This is a genomic window from Rhizobium sp. 57MFTsu3.2 (genome assembly GCF_012932765.1).
GTDB classification, from domain to species: Bacteria; Pseudomonadota; Alphaproteobacteria; order Rhizobiales; family Rhizobiaceae; genus Rhizobium; species Rhizobium altiplani.
Genome location: NZ_JDWI01000012.1, coordinates 77,248 through 99,337, shown reverse-complemented (window position 1 = coordinate 99,337; position 22,090 = coordinate 77,248). Strand labels below are relative to the sequence as shown.

General features: G+C 60.2%; 20 protein-coding genes. 5 read left to right on the top strand and 15 right to left on the bottom strand.

What is annotated here, in order from left to right:
- Positions 1-16: 16 nt before the first annotated feature.
- Positions 17-1,558, bottom strand: coding sequence for a sugar ABC transporter ATP-binding protein (locus AF71_RS15025; protein ID WP_025657973.1), 1,542 nt, complete (start codon positions 1,556-1,558; stop codon positions 17-19).
- 72 nt (positions 1,559-1,630) lie between these two features.
- Positions 1,631-2,560 (bottom strand): sugar ABC transporter substrate-binding protein, encoded by a 930-nt coding sequence (locus AF71_RS15020; protein WP_025657974.1) that lies wholly within the window; start codon positions 2,558-2,560, stop codon positions 1,631-1,633.
- 327 nt (positions 2,561-2,887) lie between these two features.
- On the opposite strand from AF71_RS15020, the gene AF71_RS15015 reads away from it, so the two are divergent.
- Positions 2,888-3,397, top strand: coding sequence for a DUF1993 domain-containing protein (locus tag AF71_RS15015; RefSeq protein WP_025657975.1), 510 nt, complete (start codon positions 2,888-2,890; stop codon positions 3,395-3,397).
- 6 nt (positions 3,398-3,403) lie between these two features.
- Here the strand turns inward: AF71_RS15015 and AF71_RS15010 are convergent, their stop codons facing one another.
- Positions 3,404-4,921, bottom strand: a complete 1,518-nt coding sequence (locus tag AF71_RS15010) for an alkaline phosphatase family protein (RefSeq protein WP_025657976.1) — start codon at positions 4,919-4,921, stop codon at positions 3,404-3,406.
- Between the two features lie 9 nt (positions 4,922-4,930).
- On the bottom strand, positions 4,931-5,914 hold the full coding sequence (gene galE / locus AF71_RS15005) for a UDP-glucose 4-epimerase GalE (protein ID WP_062373811.1): 984 nt from the start codon (positions 5,912-5,914) through the stop codon (positions 4,931-4,933).
- A gap of 346 nt (positions 5,915-6,260) precedes the next feature.
- Between galE and AF71_RS15000 the strand changes: the two genes are divergently transcribed.
- The gene (locus AF71_RS15000; protein WP_169681907.1) at positions 6,261-7,043 is read left to right on the top strand and encodes a class I SAM-dependent methyltransferase; all 783 of its coding nucleotides are present in this window, start codon (positions 6,261-6,263) and stop codon (positions 7,041-7,043) included.
- Positions 7,044-7,049: 6 nt separating this feature from the next.
- Here AF71_RS15000 and AF71_RS14995 read toward each other — a convergent pair whose 3' ends face one another.
- The 11 genes from AF71_RS14995 to AF71_RS14945 all read right to left on the bottom strand — a co-directional run bounded on the left by AF71_RS14995 (position 7,050) and on the right by AF71_RS14945 (position 18,316).
- On the bottom strand, positions 7,050-7,754 hold the full coding sequence (locus AF71_RS14995) for a response regulator transcription factor (RefSeq protein WP_025657979.1): 705 nt from the start codon (positions 7,752-7,754) through the stop codon (positions 7,050-7,052).
- Positions 7,751-10,459, bottom strand: coding sequence for a sensor histidine kinase KdpD (locus tag AF71_RS14990; protein WP_169681905.1), 2,709 nt, complete (start codon positions 10,457-10,459; stop codon positions 7,751-7,753). The genes AF71_RS14995 and AF71_RS14990 overlap by 4 nt, the downstream gene beginning before the upstream one ends.
- 60 nt (positions 10,460-10,519) lie before the next feature.
- A complete protein-coding gene (gene kdpC / locus AF71_RS14985; protein ID WP_025657981.1) occupies positions 10,520-11,089 on the bottom strand; it encodes a potassium-transporting ATPase subunit KdpC in 570 nt (189 codons plus the stop codon).
- Positions 11,090-11,101: 12 nt separating this feature from the next.
- A complete protein-coding gene (gene kdpB, locus AF71_RS14980; RefSeq protein WP_025657982.1) occupies positions 11,102-13,189 on the bottom strand; it encodes a potassium-transporting ATPase subunit KdpB in 2,088 nt (695 codons plus the stop codon).
- A 42-nt stretch (positions 13,190-13,231) separates the two neighbouring features.
- Positions 13,232-13,387, bottom strand: coding sequence for a hypothetical protein (locus AF71_RS14975; protein ID WP_169681903.1), 156 nt, complete (start codon positions 13,385-13,387; stop codon positions 13,232-13,234).
- Between the two features lie 9 nt (positions 13,388-13,396).
- Positions 13,397-15,100, bottom strand: a complete 1,704-nt coding sequence (gene kdpA, locus AF71_RS14970; RefSeq protein ID WP_169681901.1) for a potassium-transporting ATPase subunit KdpA — start codon at positions 15,098-15,100, stop codon at positions 13,397-13,399.
- Between the two features lie 61 nt (positions 15,101-15,161).
- The gene (gene kdpF / locus AF71_RS14965) at positions 15,162-15,251 is read right to left on the bottom strand and encodes a K(+)-transporting ATPase subunit F (protein WP_169681899.1); all 90 of its coding nucleotides are present in this window, start codon (positions 15,249-15,251) and stop codon (positions 15,162-15,164) included.
- 434 nt (positions 15,252-15,685) lie between these two features.
- Positions 15,686-16,339 carry a CDP-alcohol phosphatidyltransferase family protein gene (locus AF71_RS14960; protein ID WP_025657984.1) on the bottom strand — a complete coding sequence of 218 codons (654 nt, stop codon included), beginning with the start codon at positions 16,337-16,339 and terminating at the stop codon, positions 15,686-15,688.
- Entirely contained in the window at positions 16,336-16,728 is a 393-nt protein-coding gene (locus AF71_RS14955) for a hypothetical protein (protein ID WP_025657985.1), read from the bottom strand. Before AF71_RS14955 ends, AF71_RS14960 begins: the two co-directional genes overlap by 4 nt.
- The gene (locus tag AF71_RS14950; RefSeq protein ID WP_018855973.1) at positions 16,725-17,675 is read right to left on the bottom strand and encodes a phosphatidate cytidylyltransferase; all 951 of its coding nucleotides are present in this window, start codon (positions 17,673-17,675) and stop codon (positions 16,725-16,727) included. Before AF71_RS14950 ends, AF71_RS14955 begins: the two co-directional genes overlap by 4 nt.
- The gene (locus AF71_RS14945; protein ID WP_025657986.1) at positions 17,672-18,316 is read right to left on the bottom strand and encodes a lysophospholipid acyltransferase family protein; all 645 of its coding nucleotides are present in this window, start codon (positions 18,314-18,316) and stop codon (positions 17,672-17,674) included. The genes AF71_RS14950 and AF71_RS14945 overlap by 4 nt, the downstream gene beginning before the upstream one ends.
- A gap of 207 nt (positions 18,317-18,523) precedes the next feature.
- On the opposite strand from AF71_RS14945, the gene AF71_RS31690 reads away from it, so the two are divergent.
- From AF71_RS31690 to AF71_RS14930, 3 genes are all read left to right on the top strand, one after another.
- Complete coding sequence (locus AF71_RS31690) at positions 18,524-18,838, top strand: DUF6074 family protein (RefSeq protein ID WP_025657987.1); 315 nt, start codon at positions 18,524-18,526, stop codon at positions 18,836-18,838.
- A 444-nt stretch (positions 18,839-19,282) separates the two neighbouring features.
- Positions 19,283-20,446 (top strand): isovaleryl-CoA dehydrogenase, encoded by a 1,164-nt coding sequence (locus AF71_RS14935; RefSeq protein WP_025657988.1) that lies wholly within the window; start codon positions 19,283-19,285, stop codon positions 20,444-20,446.
- A gap of 36 nt (positions 20,447-20,482) precedes the next feature.
- Positions 20,483-22,090 carry a carboxyl transferase domain-containing protein gene (locus tag AF71_RS14930; protein ID WP_169681897.1) on the top strand — a complete coding sequence of 536 codons (1,608 nt, stop codon included), beginning with the start codon at positions 20,483-20,485 and terminating at the stop codon, positions 22,088-22,090.

Sequence of the window (22,090 nt, the reverse complement as noted above, 5' to 3'; positions counted from 1 at the left end):
GTTGCCGGAGGCCGCGTTACTGCGCGGCAAGCTCCATCACCTTGATCTGCGTTGCTTCGTCGCGATTGAGAAAACCGGTCACCCGACCCTCGTGCATCACCATGATGCGGTCGCTCATGCCCAGCACTTCGGGCATTTCCGACGAGATCATGAGCACCGCCACTCCGTTTTTCGCCATCTCTGTCACCAGGCGATGGATTTCAGCCTTCGCGCCGACGTCGATGCCACGGGTCGGCTCGTCGAGAATGAGGATTTTCGGATTCGTCAGCAGCCAGCGACCGATCAGAACCTTCTGCTGATTGCCGCCGGACAGGTTTTCCACGCGCTCATCGAGGTTGGGCGTCTTCACTCGGAGTTTCTTGGCCATGTCCTCGCAGGTCGCCTCGATCGAGCTTTCCTGCACAAAGCCCCCCTTGACGAACCTGTCCTGGAGAACGGCGATCTGCATGTTCTCGAGAACGCTGAGGATCAGCAGACAGCCCGTGTCTTTGCGATCCTCAGTCAGGAACGCCATGTGGTTCCGGATTGCGACGGTCGGCGAGGCGATCGCCGTCTTCTTGCCGAAGAGTTCGATCGTGCCCGATGTTGCGGGCGTCACGCCGAACAAGGTCTCGGCGACGTTTGATCGGCCTGAGCCGACAAGGCCGGCCACGCCGAGGATTTCGCCCGATCGCACGTCAAAGGAAACGTCACGGAAGACGTCGTTGAGCGACAGGTTCTTGACCGAGAGGACGACGTCGCCGATCGGCACGTCCTCTTTCGGGAACATCTGGGTGATCTCGCGGCCGACCATCATGCGGATGATGTCATCGCGGGTGACATCTGTTGATGCATGAGTGCCGATATAGCGGCCATCGCGGAACACCGAGAACTCGTCGGCAATCTCGAACAGCTCGTTCATCTTGTGTGTGATGTAGACGATGCCGATTCCCTGAGATCTGAGGTCGCGAATGATCCGAAAGAGGTGTTCGACCTCGCGCTCGGTCAGCGCCGACGTTGGTTCGTCCATGATCAGGACGTCGGAATTATAGGAGACAGCCTTGGCGATCTCGACCATCTGCCGGCTGGCGACGGAAAGTTCGCGGACTTGGATCTCCGGGTCGATGTCGATGTTCAGCCGGCGAAACAGCTCGTCGGTCTGGCGGAACATGGCTGCGTGGTCGACAAAGCCAAACTTGTTCGTTGGCTCGCGACGGATCCAGATGTTCTCGGCGACGGTCATATAGGGCATCAGGTTCAGCTCCTGATGAATCATCGCAATGCCATTTTCCAAGGCGTCGAGCGGCGATTTGAGCTGGATCTCAACGCCCTTGAGGCGTACTTCGCCCTTGTCAGGAATATAGATGCCGGCGAGGATTTTCATCAGTGTCGACTTGCCGGCGCCGTTTTCGCCCATCAAGGCATGCACGGTGCCGCGCCTCAGCCGGAACTGAACATCATCAAGTGCGACAACGCCCGGGAACTCCTTCCGGACACCTTCGGCGCTCAACAGGTATTCCGCATTCGGAACAGCGCCGCTCTGGCGCACTGCGGCCATTGTAGACGGGCTGACAACCATCTCATCTCCTCCCGGACACGGACTGAGGGAAGGAATGCGGAACCCTGTCCCGCATCCCGATTTCTCCGAACGTTAGTTCTTCGCGACGAAGTCCTTGACGTTCTCAGGCGTGACGAGCTGGAAAGGAATGTAAACCTTCTTCTCTATCTTTTCGCCCTTCGCGAGCTTCAGGGCCGCATCAAGCGCGCCCTTGCCCTGCCCTGCGGCATCCTGGAAGACCGTCACATCGAGATCACCGGCCTGCATCGCGGCGAGTGCGTCCTGCGTTGCGTCAACGCCGCCGATCACGATCTTGCTGAGGTCCTTGCCGGCCGCCTTGAGGGCCTGAATGGCGCCGATCGCCATTTCGTCGTTGTTCGAAATGACGGCATCGAACTCGAGACCGCTGGAGAGCCAGTTGGTCAGAAGGTCGGACCCCTGAGTACGGGACCAGTTGGCCGTCTGCTCTTCGATGATCTGGATGCCCTTGCATTCGTCCGTCGCAATGACGTCATGGACGTCCTTGGTGCGCATGCGTGCAGCCTGGTTGGAGAGTTCGCCCATCATGACAACGGCCTTACCCTTGCCTCCCAACAGGCGGCAAACTTCCTTGGCTTCAAGCGTACCGGATTCCTGCTCGTTCGAAGCGACGAAGGCCTGTTTATCCGGAAGGCTGTCGACGTTGACCGGTTCGCGGTTGACGTAAACGAGCGGAATGCCGGCATCAGCCGCGATTTTCGACATGGCGGCGGTAGCGTCGGTGTCGACCGGATTGACGATGATCGCGTCAACCTTGGATGCGATGAAGTTCTGGATCTGGCTCTGCTGCTTCGCGACGTCGTTCTGGGCGTCTTCAACCTGCAGCGTCACGCCCTTCAGGGTCTTGGAATAGTCCTGCATCCCGTTTCGCAGGACGGTCAGGAAGTTGTCGTCAAACAGCGCCATCGAGACGCCAACGGTTTCAGCGTGAGCGGCCGTCGACAGGACGAGCGCCATGGCAGTACCCATGATAAATTTCTTCATTTTGTTTTCCTCCACAAAGCGGTGTCCGGCTGCACCCTCCTCACGCCGGAGCTTCGGGCCATGCCCGTAAGCCAGTATCTTGTTCGCTGCGTGCCATCTCCCGTTGGCCATCCGTCAAGAAACGGAACAAACGAACCGTGAAATTTGTATCACGGAATATTCATTCCATTTTCTATGGGAGGCGTCAAGTCCAATTGAAGGATGAGGCCGCCGGCGCTTGGCGAAAATCTCGCCAAGATAGCTGCCAGGCACTGAAAAGCGCGATGTCGATGACTATATTGGCCGCGCCAGCGGCAGCAGTTTCGCTGCCCTTCCAAGGAGAAACTGATGCCGATCTCGATGTATCGATCAACCGTTCCCGTCTTCCAACGTGGCCTTGAGACGTTGAAGACCTATCTCGACAAAGCCGAGGCCTTCGCCAAAGAAAAAGGCATCGATGGCGCGGATCTCGTTGCGGCGCGGCTATCTTCGGACATGCTGCCGTTTGCAGGCCAGTATCAGCGCGCGACCGACAGCGCCAAGTTGGCGATTGCGCGACTGACCGCCAGCGAGGCTCCGAAATTCGAGGATAACGAAGCGACGATCGCCGAGTTGCGTGCGCGTGTTACCAAGACAGAAGCCTACCTTGCGGCCGTTGTGCCGGCTGCACTCGAGGGAACGGAAACGCGTGAGATCACTCTGTCTCCAGGAGGCAACAAGATCACGTTCCGCGGCGACGAGTATGTCATGACCTTCGCGCTGCCGAACTTCTTCTTCCATATTGCGACGGCTCACGCGATCCTGCGCAACCAGGGCGTTCCGGTCGGCAAGATGGACTATCTCGGTCGCTTCGCGTGACGAAGCTCAGGGCCGGTGCTTGACCGGCCCTTTCTCGGTAAGTTCGGTGAAGGCTAGCGTCTGATCCAGATGGCGGGCACGCAGCGAGAGAAGTTTCTCGGCATAGGAAAGCCGCACCGGCAGATAGGCTTCGTCTGACGCGAGATTGTTCAATTCCATCGGATCAGCCTGCAGATCGAAAAGGAGCGGTGGCAGTGCTGTGAAATGCACGTATTTGAAGCGCTCATCCCTGATGACGGCAAGATTGCATTCGTTCGACCGCAATCCGAAATGAGTTTCCGGCTCCTGCGTGGCGATATCGCGGAAGTCAAATTCCCAGAAGGCTGCTTCGCGCCAATTTCCCGGCTCGCGCCGCATGAGCGGCAGGAGCGATTGTCCGTCCACACCATTCTCCGGCTCGATATTCAGGCGGTCGCACAATGTCGGGAAGATGTCTGCCGCGGACGTAAACCGCTCGACAACGCTGCCCCGCGTGGCGGCCTGCGGGTCGCGGATGACAAGCGGGATATGATAGCTGCCGTCGAAGAAGCCGCCCTTGCCGAGCGTCCAGTGATCGCCCGCCATCTCGGCGTGGTCGGAGGTGAAGATGATCAGCGTGTTATCCCAGGCCCTGGCTTCCTTCAATGCGCTCCAAACACGCCCGAGCTGCGCGTCGACCTCGGCAATCATGCCATAATAGATGGCGCGGATCGCGCCGAAGTCGCTGTCTTCCCAGTCGTTGACGCGACCGGCTGCGCCGTAGATGAAGTTACCCTTCCTTGCCCTCGGCATGGCATAGGACAGGTAAGGATGTGCGCTCTGTTCTATTTCATGGTTTTTCGCCCGGGCGAAATGCGGACCGTCCTCCGGGCTGAACAGGTCGTTGTATGGAGGCGGGGCCGAAAATGGCGGATGGGGACGCAGGAACGAAACATGCGCGAACCAAGGCGCATCTTGCTCGCCCAGCCAGCGGATAAACTCTCCTGCGAGAAACGCCGTCTGCGTCTCGTCCTTCGAATAGGCTGTTGCCGCGTTCGAGATCTCGCCGCGCCGCGCGCCAACAGGAATGTGGATGTCGCGGGTATGCGCTTCAGCGTGCCCCCGCGAGCGCAACCAGGAGAGCCATTGCTTTTCATGTTCGGGAAGGAGTTGCCGGGCCGTGAAACCGGGCAACAATCCCTCATAGGTCGTCAGATGCGGGTCGTTTTGATCCAGGCCGCGGGGGTCGGGTGCGGTGTCGGTGTAACCGAACAGCGTCGGATCATAGCCCGCCCGCCGCGCCGCCAACGCCAGATTGTCAAATCGGGCATCGAGGGGTGAGCCGTTCCGGCAAACCCGGTGGTTCATCTGATAGAGACCGGTGTAGAGCGTGGCTCGTGCCGGCGAACATGGAGCGGCGCCGGCGTAGTGGCGTGCAAACAATACGCCTACCGCCGCCAGCGCATCTATGTTCGGCGTCCTGACGCAGGCATGCCCGGTCGCTGACAGACAATCACCACGCCACTGGTCCGCGGTGATCAGGAGAATGTTCGGTCGACCGGTCATGGTTGCATTTTAGTGTTGGTTTGATTTTGCGTGCCAGTTCCACGCCGATCGGATGATCTGAGACAAATCATACTGCGGCGTCCAACCGAGAATCTCCCGCGCCTTGTCGTTGTTGGCAACCAGCGTGTGCGAGTCGCCTTCTCGGCGGCCGGCATATTCCACAGGAAACGGACGCTCGGAGACGCGCTCGATGGTGCCGAGTAACTCCTTCACGGTCGTCCCGGTGCCGGTGCCGAGGTTGAGAGCAACCGACTCGCCGCCGCGCAACAGATGCTCGACGGCGCGGACATGGGCATCGGCGAGGTCGAGGACGTGGATGTAATCGCGGACGCAGGTGCCGTCGCGCGTCTCGTAGTCGGTTCCGAACACCTTGAAGCCTTCGCGGCGGCCAAGGGCGGCGTCGATCGCCAACGGTATGGCGTGCGTTTCCGGCTGGTGCCACTCGCCGATCCTGCCTTCGAAATCGGCCCCGGCAGCGTTGAAATAGCGAAGCACGACCGATCGGAAGCCCGTGTACTTGTCGTAGTCGGCAAGCGCCTGCTCGACGATGTACTTCGTGCGGCCGTACGGATTGATCGGCACCTGACGATGCGTCTCGTCGAGCGGCACGCTCTGCGGCAAGCCATAGGTCGCGCAGGTCGACGAGAAGACGAATGCCTTGACGCCAGCCGCCTGGGCAGCGGCCAGGAGCGTCAGTGTGCCGATGACGTTGTTCTCGTAGAAGGCAACCGGATCTTTGACCGATTCGCCGACTTCGATGAGCGCGGCAAAGTGCAAGATGGCGGCTGGCTTGTGCGTTGCCAGGACCTCGTCAAGGCGCGCCCGATCCCTGATATCCCCTTCTTCCGCGGGTCCCCACTTTACGAACTCGCGGTGACCGTTTGAGAAATTGTCGAAAACGACCGGTTTGAAGCCCTTGTTCGCAAGATCGAGACACGTGTGCGAGCCAATATACCCAGCGCCGCCAACGACCAGAACCGTTTCACCTGCCATGCACCACCTTCAATTCTCGTTTCGGATGAAGAGAAGACTTAAGGCAGGTCGATGGCAAGAAAAAGAAAGAAACGAACGGGGGAGGGACGCTGGCCTCGTTTTGTCGACGATGGCATTAGCAAATTGATCGCGCAAAGCTTTTCAGGCGCGATCTACTGTTCGGCAATGCTCGACACGACAATATTTTTAAATAGAACAGCAGACCCCTTTTGATCATTCCTGCAACCAAGCGTATCTATAAATACTGCTTTCGCATGATTTTAAATAGAATTGACTTCTCTTCGTGATTTCTGCAAGAAATTGTCTTCTTCGGTGCCTCTGTTGATGAATCTGGAAGCACAGTTCAATGAATTCATCGATAAGAAAATTCATCTTCCATGATCTTCAGGCGATTGAAGGATACATTGATCCGCCTGACGCGCTGGTATTTGTTGCCGTTCTGCGGGCACAGCAATCAGCATCCTTGCAAGGTGGCTTGGCCGAGATCGGCGTTTACTACGGCCGATCCTACTTCCTGATGCGAAAGATCTGCGGAGAGGCCGAGAAGATCGTGGCGATCGATCCCTTCGATATCCTGAAACCCGAGCACGGCGCGACGCAATATGACCGTTTCGTGGCGGGTGGCCGCCAACTGGGCCTTTCCGTGGATGCAGAGCGCGTCGTCAAGAGCGACAGCACGCTGCTCAGGCCGGAGGACATCATTGAAAGGGCCGGCAAGGTCCGCCTTTTCAGTATCGACGGCGGCCACATGCTGCACCACGTCGCGGCCGACAGTCGTCTTGCTGCCGGGTCGCTTGCGGAGCATGGGATCATCGTCTTCGACGATACCTTCAATCCCGCCTGGCCGGAGGTCACGGTCGGGGTGACCGATTTCCTGCGTGAAGAGGCCGGCCGCTTCTCGGTTTTCTGCCTGACGAAATACAAGACCTATGTCTGCCGCAACGCTTTCCACGCATTCTACTCGCATTCGATCATGACTTCACAGGAGCTGAAGGCGTTCGATCACATAGAGACGGATTTCCTCGGTTCGACGGCGATCCGGTTGCACAATCCGATGCGCCGCCGCATCGCTCATGAAGTGATGGTCGGATTGGGCATGCGCGCACTGTCGGAGCGCGCTTACCGATAGGCCGATTCAGGCTGCTGGCGGATCCGCTTCTTTCAGCCTGTATCCGACGCCGGTTTCAGTCGTGATGTATTGGGGCTGGTCCGGGCTCTGCTCCATCTTTTGGCGCAGCTGTCGCACGTAGACACGCAGGTATTGTACGTCGGCAGCGGGCCCCCAGATCTGCTTCAACAGAAACTGGTGGGTGAGGACCTTTCCTGCGTGCTGGGCGAGGACCCGCAGAATGTCGTATTCCTTCGGCGAGAGCTTGATTTCCCTGCCGTCGATCTTGACGATGCGCTTGACGAGGTCAATCGACAGGCCACCAGCCTGAAAGATCGCCCGCTCACCCTGCTGCTGCAAGCGATGACGCAAGGCGACACGCAGCCGGGCTCCGAGCTCGTTCATGCCGAATGGCTTCGTCAGATAGTCATCCGCTCCCGCTTCGAGCGCCTTGACGATGCCGGTTTCATCGGTCCGGCTGGAAAGGATCACGATCGGCAAGGCAAGGCCCGCGCCTCTCCATTCCTGAAGGAGTTCATGGCCCGACTTGTCCGGCAGGCCAAGGTCGAGCACGATCAGATCCGGTGGATCATCCTTCGCTGCCTGCAGCGCCGCCACGCCGTTTGGCGCTTCGTGCACCTCGTAGCCTTGTGCGGTGAGGCCAACGCGAAGCAGCTTGCGGATTGGAGGCTCGTCGTCCACGACGAGGATTTTTACGGCTGAACCGGTCATTTTAGCTCATCCAATTTCGGAATCTCGTTTGGTTTTGGAAGACGGATGGTGAAGACAGCACCCGAACCATCGGAGCGGTTTCGGGCCGTGATCGTGCCGCCCATCGCCTCGACAAAGCCGCGACAGATGGACAGGCCAAGGCCCGTTCCCGCGCGAACCTGGTCCCCTTTGCTTACCCGATAGAATGTATCGAAGACGCGGTCCAAGTCCGCCGGCGGAATGCCCGGACCCTCGTCTGAAACCTCAATCACAACATTGTATTCGTCCGCCCGCCCATCGATACGGATCGACGACCCCTGCGGCGCATACTTGGCCGCATTGTCGAGCAAATTGAACAGCACCTGTTCAAACAATACCGGATCGACGCGGATCATCGGCAGATCTGCAGGAATCGTTATGACGGTCTTGTGGTGCGCGAGAATTTTCTCGGCGCGGCGCAACGCGCTTCCGGCAATGTCACCCGGGTAGTGAAGCGCATAGTTCGGCTCCATTGCACCGGACTCGATCTTCGTCATGTCAAGCAGGTTGGCAATAAAGCGGTTGAGCCGTTCCGACTCGTCGACGACGGTCGACAACAGATCCAGACGATCTTCAACCGACATGGAATCGCGGTAATCGCGCAGAGTGCCCGCAGCGCCAAGGATGGCCGCGAGCGGCGTCTTCAGGTCGTGCGAGATCGAGGTCAGGAGCGCAGAGCGCAGACGATCGGCCTCGGCAGCCAGCTTGGCGCGGTCAACGTCCGCCACGAGTTGAATGCGCTCTATCGCAAGCGCCGCCTGATCGGCCAATGCGTCGAGAAGGCGTTGCTGCTCGGGGGTCAGCAGAGGGCCGTCGCGTCGGTCATTGTCCAGGCCGATGACACCGACGGCGGCACGACCGGTTCGCAGCGGTACATAGAGCCTCTTGGCACCGGGCAGGGTATCGGCGCCACGGCCTGCGGCGTGATTGTGCTCCCAGGCCCAACGGGCGGCGGCAATGTCTGCCTCGTCGAGTGTGTCATCCGGCGGATAACCGGCCTTGACGGCGATGGTGCCTTCTTCCGGCAGTAGAAGGACAACGCGGACCTTGAGCATCGATGCCAGCTGGAATGCGGTGGCCCAGAGAACGTCGTCGAGCGTGCCGGTGCCGGCCAATTTCTTGGAAAAGAGGTAGAGGTCTTCCGTCGTCCTGGCACGCTGCCGGGCAGCAGCCGCCTGGCGTTGGACCGTTGCCGTCAGGTTGCTGGCGATGACAGCGACGCCCAGGAAGAAGAACAACGCAAGCACGCTCTCCGGATCGCTGATCGTCAGCGTGTAGCGGGGCGGCAGGAAGAAGAAGTTAAAGGACAGCGCGCTGATGATGCAGGTATAGAGCGCTGGGCGCAGCCCGTGGATGACCGCCGAGGTTAGCACCGCCATCAAGAACACGAGGGCAAGGTTGCGGACATCAAGAACCTGATCGAGCACCACGCCGGCGATGAGCGCGACAACCACATAGGCTGTCGCGGAGAGATAGGGCTGGATGTTGAAGTCGGGCACGGACGGTGCGGCTCCGACGCCGCGCGCGGATGTTCCCACCGTCTCGCTGCCGGAAATCACATGGACGCTGATATTGCCTGACGTCCGGATCAGATCGTCGGCTATGGAGCGGTGAAGCCAGTCACGCCACGTCGGCTTGTTGGGGGCGCCGATGACGATGTGGGTAACGTTGTTGGCTGCGGCGTGGCGGACCAGCTCTTCGGAGACCTCACGGCCGGGAATGGTGATCGCCTCACCGCCGAGCTGTTCGGCCAATCGAAGTGTGGCCGCAATTGTGTCACGGTCGGTTTCAGTCAGATTGATGGAACGACCGGTCTCGACATAGACGGCCGCCCACGGTGCCCGCAGTCGCGAGGCCATTCGCGAGGCATAGCGTACCAGCGAGGCCGAGCGTGGATGCTGATCAACCGATACAAGGACCCTCTCACCTGCGGCCCAGGGACCAGCGATGGCATGCGCCTGCATGTGGGTCAGGAGTTGGTCGTCGACACGCTGCGCGGTCTTGCGCAATGCCAGTTCGCGCAGCGCAGTCAGGTTTCCGGGCGTGAAATAATTGGTCAGAGCCCGTTCGGCAGTCTTCGGAACATAGACCTTTCCGTCGTGCAGCCGCTTGATCAGATCATCCGGCGTCAGGTCGATGATCTCGACGTCATCGGCCATATCGATGATCGAATCCGGGACGGTCTCTCGCACTCGGATGCGGGTAATCTGCGAGACGACGTCGTTCAGGCTCTCGACGTGCTGGATGTTCAGTGTCGAATAGACGTCTATGCCGCGGTCAAGCAGCTCCTTCACGTCGAGATAGCGCTTCGGATGGCGGCTGCCCTCGGCGTTCGTATGGGCAAGTTCGTCGACGAGGACGAGGCGCGGTTGGCGGGCGAGGATAGCGTCGATATCCATCTCCTCAAGCGGGCGGCCCTTGTAGTCGATCTTGACGCGCGGAATGACTTCAAAGCCATTGACGAGCGCTTGCGTTTCCTTGCGCCCGTGGGTCTCGACAATGCCGATCACCACGTCAACGCCATCGGACATCTTGGCACGGCCCGATTCCAGCATCTCGTAGGTCTTGCCGACGCCGGGCGCGGCGCCCAGGAAGATCTTCAGACGGCCACGTGTCTCCTGGCGCGCTTTCTCTAGCAGCGCGTCGGGCGAGGGCCTTCCAACCTTGTCGCGGTTGTCTTCCGGCATGCGTGTCAATCTTTCTGAAGAGCAAGCCCCGGTGCGCGCAGACGCCCGGGGCCTTCAATTTTACTGAGAGATAGAAGCATCAAGAGACTGATTCAATGCCAGAACATTGACCGTGCGTTCACCGAGGAACCCAAGTTCGGGGTGATTGACGGCGGCATCGACAATCGTCTTGAGCTTTGCCTCATCCATGCCGCGCGCCTTGGCGACGCGCGGTATCTGGAAGTAGGCGGCTTCGGGTGAGATGTGCGGATCAAGGCCGCTGCCGGAAGCCGTCACGAGATCGATCGGCACCTCCACATTCGGGTTGGTCGCCTTGGCTGCTTCGTAGTCAGTCTTCACGCGATCGATGAGCTTCTGACTGGTTGGGCCGAGGTTCGAACCGCTGGAGCTGGCGGCATTGTAGCCGTCGCCGGCTGCCGAGGGACGGCCGTGGAAGTAGTTCTCGCCGGTGAAGGCCTGGCCGATCAGGGTCGAGCCGATCACGTGGCCGTCCTTCTCGATCAGGCTGCCATTGGCTTGCGACGGGAAGAGTGCCTGCGCAGCGCCCGTCATTGCGAGCGGATAGAGCAGTCCGGTGATGGCGGTGGTGGCAACGATCATTACTATTGCCGGACGAAGTTCTTTCAACATGATGTCAACTCCTTAGGCGAGACCGATGGCTGTGATGACCATGTCGATCGCCTTGATGCCGATGAACGGGACGATGATACCGCCGACACCGTAGATCAGCAGATTGCGGGACAAGAGCGCGCCGGCGCCGATTGCGCGGTATTTCACGCCCTTCAGGGAGAGCGGGATCAGCGCGACGATGATTAGCGCGTTGAAGATGATGGCCGACAATATGGCACTCTGTGGCGTGGCCAGTCCCATGATGTTCAGGACGCCAAGCTGCGGGTAGAAGGCCAGGAACATCGCCGGGATGATGGCAAAATACTTGGCGATGTCATTGGCGATCGAGAAGGTCGTCAACGCGCCACGGGTCATCAGCAGCTGCTTGCCGATCTCGACGATCTCGATGAGTTTCGTCGGATCGCTGTCGAGGTCGACCATGTTGCCGGCTTCGCGAGCGGCGACCGTGCCGGTATTCATGGCCACGCCGACGTCGGCCTGGGCGAGGGCAGGGGCGTCGTTCGTGCCGTCGCCGCACATGGCGACGAGCTTGCCTTTGGCCTGCTCCTCGCGGATCAGCGAGAGCTTGTTCTCCGGTGTCGCCTGCGCCAGGAAATCGTCCACGCCGGCTTCGGCGGCGATTGCTGCTGCCGTCATCGGGTTATCGCCTGTTATCATGACCGTGCGGATACCCATCCGGCGCAGTTCGGCGAAGCGCTCGCGGATACCGCCCTTGACGATGTCCTTGAGCTGGATGATGCCGAGCAGCTTGCCGTCACGGGCGACTGAAAGCGGCGTGCCGCCTGCCTTGGCGATTTCGTCGGCAATTGCCTGCAGTTCCCGCACGGTCTCGGTGTTGGTGCGGATGGCGATCGCTGCATTGCCTGAAGCCGGTGCCGATGCGGCGCCAACATAGGCGAGTACGGCATCGACGGCCCCCTTACGGATCGAAGAGCCCTCGACATCCACGCCGCTCATGCGCGTCTGCGCGGTGAAGGGCACGAAAGCGGCCTTCAGGCTGGCCATGTCGCGGCCACGGATGCCGTATTTCTCCTTGGCGAGCACGACGATCGAGCGGCCTTCCGGTGTTTCGTCGGCGAGCGATGCCAGTTGCGCGGCATCGGCAAGGTCCTGTTCGGAGATGCCGTGAACGGGGCGGAAGGACGTGGCTTGGCGATTGCCAAGCGTGATCGTGCCGGTCTTGTCGAGGAGCAGCGTGTCGACGTCGCCGGCTGCCTCCACGGCGCGACCGGACATGGCCAGCACGTTGAAGCGTACCAGACGGTCCATGCCGGCGATGCCGATCGCCGAGAGAAGCGCGCCGATGGTCGTCGGAATCAGCGTCACGAAGAGCGCGACGAGGATGATGATCGGGATCGAGCCGCCGGCATAGCTTGCAAAGCTGGGGATGGTCGCGGTGGCCAGAACGAAGATCAGCGTCATGCCGGCAAGCAGGATGTTGAGGGCGATCTCGTTCGGGGTCTTCTGACGTTCGGCACCTTCGACGAGCGAGATCATGCGGTCGAGGAAGGTGTGCCCCGCGGCCGCGCTGATACGAACGCGAATCCAATCGGACAAAACCTGCGTACCGCCGGTAACGGCCGAACGGTCGCCGCCGGACTCGCGGATGACAGGGGCGGACTCGCCTGTTATCGCGGCCTCGTTGACAGATGCGACGCCCTCGATGACTTCACCGTCCGAGGGAATGATGTCGCCAGCCTCGACGAGGACAAGATCGCCGACCTTCAGGCTCGTGCCCGGAACGAGGCGGTAGCCGGTGCCGTTGTTGGCCGTCAGCAGTTTTGCCTGGGTTTCGGTGCGAGCCTTGCGCAGCGAGTCCGCCTGCGCCTTGCCGCGGCCTTCGGCAACGGCTTCGGCGAAGTTGGCAAAAAGCACGGTGAACCAGAGCCAAAGGTTGATCTGGAAGGAAAAGCCAAGATTTCCGCCGCCCGTGACGAGATCACGGACGAACAGGATCGTGGTCAGCGCCGAAACCGTTGCTACGACGAACATGACGGGGTTCTTGGCAAGGGTGCGCGGGTTCAGCTTCTTGAAGGCGGCGCCCACGGCCGGAATGAGAATGCGAGAATCCATGATGCTCGCTGATTTTGCCTGGCTCATAAGAGACTCCAGCTTGAAAAGAGTAAGGCGACCGTGTTGCGATCAGCCGTGTAGGATCCGAAGTACCGCGGCGATGACGAGGAGGCCGGCGAGCATCACTAGAATGATGTCGGAGGCGCGGGTCATCCGCTGGTTGTCACGTCCCGGCGAACCGGGACGTGCGTTGAAGGATTTGCGAAGCTTGTGACGAAGGATCATTGCTTCACCTCAAAAGGTCTGGCCGGCGATCGTGACCAGGTGCTCGACAACCGGGCCAAGCGCCAGGGCCGGGAAGAAGGTCAGTCCGCCGACAATCAGGATCGTGCCCGTCAGGAGGCCTACGAAGAGCAGGCCATCGGTCGGGAACGTGCCTGCCGAGGCGGGGACGGTCTTCTTGGCGACCAGGGAGCCTGCGATTGCGAGCGCCGGGACGATCACCAGAAAGCGTCCCATCAGCATGCCGAGGCCGAGCGTGATGTTGTACCAGGGTGTGTTGCCGGTCAGGCCACCGAAAGCCGAGCCGTTGTTCGCCGCAGCGGACGTGTAGGCATAAAGGATCTCGGAGAAGCCATGTGGTCCTGCCGTGCCGATCGAGGCGACGGCGGAGGGCAGCACGCTGGCGATCGCAGTAAACACGAGCATCGCAAGCGGCAGGCAAAGAATGGCAAGCACGGCCATCTTCATCTCCTTGGCTTCGATCTTCTTGCCAAGGTACTCGGGCGTGCGGCCGACCATCAACCCTGCGACAAAGATTGCGATGATCACGAAAAGCATGATGCCGTAGAAGCCCGCGCCAACACCGCCGACGATGACTTCGCCAAGCTGCATGTTGATGAGAGGGATCAACCCGCCGAGTGCCGTGAAGCTGCCATGCATTGCGTTAACCGCACCGCAGGAGGCAGCGGTTGTTATGACCGCAAAGAGCGAGGACAACGTGACGCCGAAGCGCACTTCCTTGCCTTCCATGTTGCCGCCCTGCAGGCCGAAGGCGTGCATCAGCGGATTGCCTGCGGCTTCCGCCCAGTAGGTGACGCCGACGCCGACAATGAAGAGTACGCCCATGGTGGCGAGGATTGCCCAGCCCTGGCGCTGGTTGCCCACCATGCGTCCAAAGACATTGGTGAAGGCAGCACCGATTGCGAAGATCGAGACCATCTGGAGGAGGTTGGAAATCGCGTCGGGGTTTTCGAAGGGGTGCGCGGAGTTGGCGTTGAAGAAGCCGCCGCCGTTGGTTCCGAGCATCTTGATGGCGAGCTGCGAGGCCACCGGTCCAAGAGCAATCGTCTGCTTGGCGCCTTCGAGCGTCGTCGCGTCGACATAAGGGCCGAGCGTCTGCGGCACGCCGAGGTAGACATAGACCAGCGTCAGCACGATGCAGATCGGCAGGAGAATGTAGAGCGTCGCACGGGTCATATCGACCCAGAAATTGCCGACCGCCTTACCGGATGCGCGCGAAAAGGCGCGGATCAGGGCGATGGCGATTGCCATGCCGGTCGCGCCAGATACGAAGTTCTGTACGGTGAGGCCAGCCATCTGCGTGAGATAGGACATCGTGCTTTCGCCGCCGTAGTTCTGCCAGTTGGTGTTGGCGACGAAGCTTGTGGCGGTGTTGAAAGAGAGTTCGGGGCCAACCGCAGCCATTCCGGCCGGGTTCAGGGGCAAGATGTCCTGCATACGCAGCAGCGCGTAGAGGACGATGAAGCCGACCAGGTTGAACATCAGCATGGCGAACGCATATGAAGTCCAGTGCTGTTCGTCGCGTTCGCTGGTGCCTGCAAGCGCATAAAGTCCCCGTTCAATCGGAACGAGGACGGGTGAGAGAAACGTGCGTTCGCCATTGAAGACGCGTGTCATGTAACCGCCGAGCGGTTTGACGAGCACAGTGATGATCCCGCAGTAAAGCAGGATCTGAAGCCATCCGTTGAGGGTCATGGGAGGTAACTTTCAATACCCGATTTGTTTCGCCGGTCGCGCCTTGGGAGGAGGCGCGATGCTAGAAGCGATCGGGGCGAATGAGAGCGTAGGTGAGGTAAACCGTGAGGAACACGGTGACGGCACTACTGAGAATATAGTCGAGTGTCATGGCGCTTCTCCGGTTAAAGTCGGTCGCAGGCTTTGGTGTAAGCAAAGCAGAGGGCGAAAAAAACGACTGCTGTGGCGAGTAGAACTATGTCCATCATCGATCGTGACTCCTGTTGTTCTTCTGGAGTCAGACAAGACAAAGGGCGCCATCCTCAGGATGGCACCTTTTATGCTTTCTGGCTGGAGATGATCCTTGGATCTCTCGGACATTAATATGCGGTCGAACCGCATAAGCGTTCGAGATCGGCGGCGGGCCGCGGATATAAAAATCTTATAAATGCCGATGGAAGAAAAATGCCTCGCCGAAGCGAGGCTAGTCCAAGGCCGCTTCGGGGAAAAGAAGAAGCGGCGCGGTTGTTGTATTGCTGGTGCGCTCGACTGCAAAGCGCACTTTCGAGCTTTTCGGTACGCCTGACGAGGATTGAGTGAAGGGCGTCAATTGCCCGCGTGGCCACCTTTCAGATTCCGAACGACGTTTCTGCCCCGTCGCAGCGCCGTGAAGGCAGCACCGATCGTAATCAGCCAGAGGGCAGCGAGTAGAACCTGATTGTGCCCGCTCCAAAACGGCTCGAGGATCGAGAGGATTGTCGCAGCCGTGATTGTCGCCATTCGGTGTTGTTTTGCCATCGGGCCGGAGAAGTCGCTCGGCGTCCCGGTTGCTCGACCGAGCTCGCGAACATAGGCCGTCAATACGGCAAAAGATGCCGCCGCCCAGCCAAGGCCGGGCGATCCGATGCCATACCCAACACCGGCCAGGATCAGGATGTCGGCGACGCGGTCGGGGAATTCGTTCCAGAAGGGGCCGTCCGCCGCGCCCTTGCCGCCCTCAACGGCAACCATACCGTCGAAGAGATTGCACAACAGCCGCAATTGGCAGAACGCGGCCGCGAGAACGAGGAGGAGCGGTCTTGTCCACCCGTCATCCCGTCCCGCAAGGAAGAACGCGCCGCCGGCCAATGCCGCGGCGACCATGCTTGCCTGAGAGATTTGGTTCGGCGTGACCGACCGTGTCGCCAGCCATTTCGCAATGCGCTTTGCCCATTGCGTGTCTCTGCTTGCCAGCGGCCGGCGATCGCCCGTTTCCGTCATGCCACGATCCTCTCTTGGTAGACAAAGTAATTGTAGACTGCCGCGTAGGTCGTCGAGACGGTTAGCGGCACCGCTATGGTTTTCAGGATTTCCGGGGTGCCGCTCAACGCATGGATCGAGATCAGCACGGCAGTCGATGCCAGACATGCGATCAGCGGCGGTGCCCAGAGACCGGCGCGCCCTTTGAACTGTTTTGCGAGCCGCTCGATAACCGTCTTGAGAAAGAAGGTGAGGCCGGCCGAGAGTGCGCCCTGCACAAGGCCGGCAAATAGGGCTCGCTGCGGCGGATGGCTGCTGTTGGCGAAGACCGCCCAGCCGCCCATGGCGACAAATGCGAAAAGCACATGTATCGCACTGCTCTGGGCCAGCCGACGGACCGGCGTCATCATGTGATCGACCACCAGTAGCGGACAATGTGAAAGAAGATCGGCGCGGAAAAGACGACGGAATCGAGCCGGTCAATCAGTCCGCCGTGCCCTTCGATCAGGTGACCCCAGTCCTTGACGCCGCGATCTCGCTTGATCGCCGACATGACGAGGCCGCCGAAAAAGCCCATCATGGTGATAACGAAAGCCATGACCCCGGCCTGGAGCGGCGTGAAAGGTGTGATCCACCATAGGGCGGCACCGATCAACGTCGCGCTCAAGACGCCCCCGACAAAGCCCTCCACGGTCTTTGAAGGCGACAGGCTTGGTGCGATTTTTGTTCGACCGAACAGCTTGCCCCAGACATATTGGAGCACGTCGCTGAGCTGCACGATGATCACCAGGAAAGCGATCAGCAGAACGTTGCGGCCTTCGTAGCCGGGGATCGTCAGCGTCAGCAGCGCCGGAACGTGGGAGGCGCAGAATACGCAAATCATCAGCGCCCATTGGACTTCGGCAATGCGTATCAGAAAACGCTCGGTATCGCCGCGCAGTACGGAGATGATCGGCATCAAGAGGAACGCGTAGACCGGAATGAAGATCGAGAAGATGCCGTATTGCCTCTCCCACAACAGCCAATACTGCAGCGGCAGGACGACGAAGAAGGCGGCTGCGAGCGCCCAGTGATCGGCGCGTTTGGTGTCGGTCAGCGTAATGAACTCGCGTAGTGCCGCGAAAGAGCAGAAGCCAAACAGCAGCAGCACGCCGATCCGACCGGCAAGAAAGGCAAGGCCGATCAGGATGGCCATGATCCACCACGCCTTGATGCGTGCGTTCAGGTTCTCGATCGCGGCATTCGACTGGCCGGCCGGCAGTCGCCGCTGCAGCAGGTAGCCGATGGTCGACGAAACGATCAGGAGCGTGAAGATGCCAAGGACGAGTGTCCACAAGTCGGCGTTCGCTGCGTTCATTCTTTACCGCCCAGGTGTTTTGGTGACAGATCAAGCAGCGCCGTCCGCGCCCTGTCGAGGAAGGTTTCCTTGGTCTCGCCGGCTTCGATCCGAATGGCGTTGCCGAAGGTCACGGTGCAGATGAAGGGGATCGGGACGATCTCGCCTTTTGGCATGACCCGATTGAGATTGTTGATCCAGACCGGCACAAGCTGAATGTCCGGCCGGGTCGAGGCGAGATGGAACAGTCCGCTCTTGAACGGCAGCAGCGGCGCATCTGTCTGGTTGCGCGTTCCTTCGGGAAAGAGGATCAGCGACGCTCCGGAATCGACCACTTCGGCCATGACTTCAATCGGATCGCGTGTGCGCTTGTCGCGGTCCCGCTCGATAAGAACTGCGTCGAAGACGTTGCAGCCGATGAAGCGGTTGATCGATGACTTCAGCCAATATTCCGCGCCAGCGACGGGGCGTGTCTTCCGTCTCAAGCTCGGCGGAAGGACGGCCCAGACCAGGATGAAATCGCCATGGCTGGAGTGATTGGCGAAGTAAACACACTGGCCCTGGGGAATGCCGTCATTCGGCCAGATAGCGCGAACCGCGGTAATGGCGCGCGCGAACACCACGATTGCCGCCGCAACAGGCTTCGCAACTACACGTCTCACTGATTTCAGCCCCCTCGCTGCATCAATAAAGCAGCCTGCAGAAGCCTAGCGGCATTTCCGATGGTTCGGAAGTCCTGCTTGTGGCGGAGACCGTGTCGATGCCCGCTTTGACCGCCGCGATGAATTGAACGCCGCGTTTGTGGGGGCGAAGAGGAAAGCGTTAACCATGGTCAGCTAGGAATGAGTCGGACGCAACGGAATGAGTCGATGTCAGTACAGTCAAACAAGAATCTGCAAGCAATGACGACAAGCGAGATCGTACTTTTCCCGGTCGCTTCACGCGCCGGAGACATTGAACGGTGCGCGACCGAACTGGACCGTCGCCACGGCGAGGATGCAGTACGCTTCTGGAAGACAGAATGCCGCCGACTGGCTGATGAGCTGACGTCGCTTGGCTGCTCCGAAGCTAAGGTCCGCGAACATGTCATGACGTTTCAGGCCGAGGTACAGGCCGAGCTGGTTCGCCGTCATCAAGTGCGGGCAATCGCCGAAAGCCGCAGTGGCCGCGCCATAAAGCGCTAGCGTCATAGGTGGCTCATATCGCCACTTGGGCCGTCGATTTTGTCGGACGGCCCTCAGCGGTTGAACGCGTCGTCCCAGCGGCGAATTCTTTCCATAGTTTGCGCAGGATGAACCGTCTTGGTTCAGAAATTCCGCGCGCCCGGTGCTAGCATCCCTTTATTCTCACGCGGATCTCTAAAGATCCCGTGCGTCGCCTATCTCGGGAGGAAGGGCGGATGCCGGCCGAAGATCGATCGAATAGTCGCTGGGGCAAACTGGCGGTCAGAAACGTCTGGCCGACCGGAAATGCTTGCCATTTTCGCGTTCTTCAACGAGATTTATCAGGCCGACCGGCAGTGGAGGAGCTGCCGACAAGATACACGCGTGAAGAACAATGACGGGAGAATGACGACACACGCATACCGGACGCTGTTGTAGTCGCGCGCCGGACTTGGGAGGGAAGGCATGTATTCCGGTGGTTTGAGATTTGGTCTGGCGGACGAGATCGAGGCGCTCCGTGACAGCGTTCGACGTTTCGCGACGGAGCGCATTGCACCGCTCGCTGCCGAGACGGACAGCAGCAACAGTTTTCCAACGCCACTCTGGCGCGAGATGGGTGAGATGGGACTGCTCGGGATCACGGCCGAGGAGGCCTATGGCGGCGCCGGCTTGGGATACTTGGCCCATTGCGTTGCGATGGAGGAAATCAGCCGCGCTTCCGCCTCCGTCGGCCTCAGCTACGGCGCCCATTCCAACCTTTGCGTCAATCAGATCAGCCGCAATGGAACGGACGAGCAGAAGTCGCGTTATTTGCCGAAGCTCATCTCCGGCGAACATGTTGGCGCACTCGCCATGTCCGAGCCGGGCGCCGGATCCGACGTCGTTTCGATGAAGCTTCGGGCGAAGAAGCGAGGCGACAGCTACCTCCTCAACGGCAACAAGATGTGGATCACCAACGGCCCGGATGCCGATGTGCTGGTGGTTTACGCGAAGACAGACCCTGATGCGGGTCCGCGTGGCATCACGGCTTTCCTCGTCGAGAAAGGCTTCAAGGGCTTTTCAACTGGCCCGAAGCTCGACAAGCTTGGCATGCGCGGCTCTAACACCTGCGAATTGATCTTCGAGGACTGCGAGGTTCCCGCGGCAAATGTGCTGGGCACACTCGGCGGTGGTGCACGCGTTCTGATGTCGGGGCTCGACTATGAACGTGTCGTCCTCTCCGCTGGACCGATCGGCATCATGGCCGCCTGCATGGATGTCGTCGTGCCCTATCTTCACGAAAGAAAGCAGTTCGGCCAGGCGATCGGCGAATTCCAGCTGATGCAGGGAAAACTCGCCGATATGTACGTGACCATGAACACGGCGCGCGCCTATGTCTACGCGGTTGCGGCGGCCTGCGATCGCGGCGAGACGACGCGCAAGGATGCTGCCGGCTGCATTCTTTATGCCGCCGAGAAGGCGACGCTGTTGGCGCTTGAGACAATCCAGGCGCTCGGGGGGAATGGCTACACGAACGATTATCCCGCCGGCCGGTTGCTGCGTGACGCCAAGCTCTACGAGATCGGTGCCGGAACCTCTGAGATCAGACGCATGCTGATTGGCCGCGAGCTCTTTTCCGAAACGGCCTGATCCGAACGTTTCATCCGACAACCATCCTGGTGACCAATGACGGTTTTGAAGTCGCAGATTTCGACGAATTCGGAGAGCTTCAGGACAAATCGCGCGGCGATGGCCGAAGCTATCCGTGCCATCGAGGACGCAGCCTTGAGTGCGGCGAATGGGGGCGGACTTGCAGCGCGCGAGCGTCACGTTGCCCGCGGCAAGATGCTACCACGGGATCGGATCGCCGCCCTGCTCGATCCGGCTACGCCTTTTCTCGAAATCGGATTGACCGCAGCCCACGGCATGTACGGCAATGAGGCGCCGGGTGCTGGGCTGATAACCGGCATCGGCCGCGTTTCAGGGCGCGATTGCATGATCGTCTGCAACGACGCGACCGTCAAAGGCGGCACCTACTTTCCGATGACGGTAAAGAAGCACCTGCGCGCGCAGGAAGTCGCGGCCCAGAACAATCTGCCCTGCATTTACTTGGTGGATTCGGGCGGCGCGAACTTGCCGAATCAGGACGAGGTCTTTCCGGATCGCGATCATTTCGGCCGGATATTCTACAATCAGGCCAATATGTCGGCGGCAGGAATTCCACAGATCGCCGTCGTCATGGGCTCGTGTACGGCAGGTGGTGCCTACGTGCCAGCCATGTCCGACGAGGCAATCATCGTCGAGGGGCAGGGGACGATCTTTCTCGCCGGCCCGCCGCTGGTGAAGGCCGCAACGGGCGAAGTCGTTTCGGCCGAGGACCTTGGCGGTGGCGATGTGCACACAAGGCTCTCCGGTGTCGCAGACCATCTTGCGCGAGATGACGCGCACGCCCTGGCATTGGCGAGGCGCGCCGTCGCCAATCTCAATCGATCCAAGGCGGGTGGCGTCGAGCGCCAGGCGGTTGAGGCACCACTGTTCGATCCCTCGGAAATCGCAGGGATCGTCCCGGCCGACCTGCGCGTGCCCTACGACGTGCGCGAAGTTATCGCCCGTATCGTCGACGGCTCGCGTTTCGATGAATTCAAGGCGCGCTACGGGACGACGCTGGTCTGCGGCTTTGCACATGTCCATGGTATCCCGGTGGGCATTGTCGCCAACAACGGCGTGCTGTTCTCCGAGTCGGCCCTGAAGGGCGCCCATTTCGTGGAGCTCTGCTCGCAGCGCAGGATACCGCTCGTCTTCCTGCAGAACATCACCGGCTTCATGGTTGGCCGCAAATACGAAATCGAAGGCATCGCGAAGAATGGTGCGAAGCTCGTTACCGCGGTCGCAACGACCGGGGTGCCAAAGGTGACGATGCTGGTTGGCGGTTCCTTCGGTGCGGGCAACTATGGGATGGCCGGTCGCGCCTTCTCGCCGCGCTTTCTCTGGACATGGCCGAACAGCCGCATCTCGGTCATGGGCGGAGAGCAGGCGGCCGGCGTGCTTGCGACTGTGCGGGGCGAGGCGCTCTCCCGTGCCGGCACGCCATGGACACCGGAGGAGGAGACCAGTTTCAAGCAGCCGGTGCTCGATCTTTTCGAACGGCAAAGCCATCCGCTCTACGCGTCGGCGCGGCTATGGGACGATGGGGTGATCGACCCGGCCAAGAGCCGCGACGTGCTCGGTCTCTCGCTGTCTGCGGCGCTGAATGCACCGATTGAAGAGACGCGCTTCGGCCTGTTCCGGATGTGA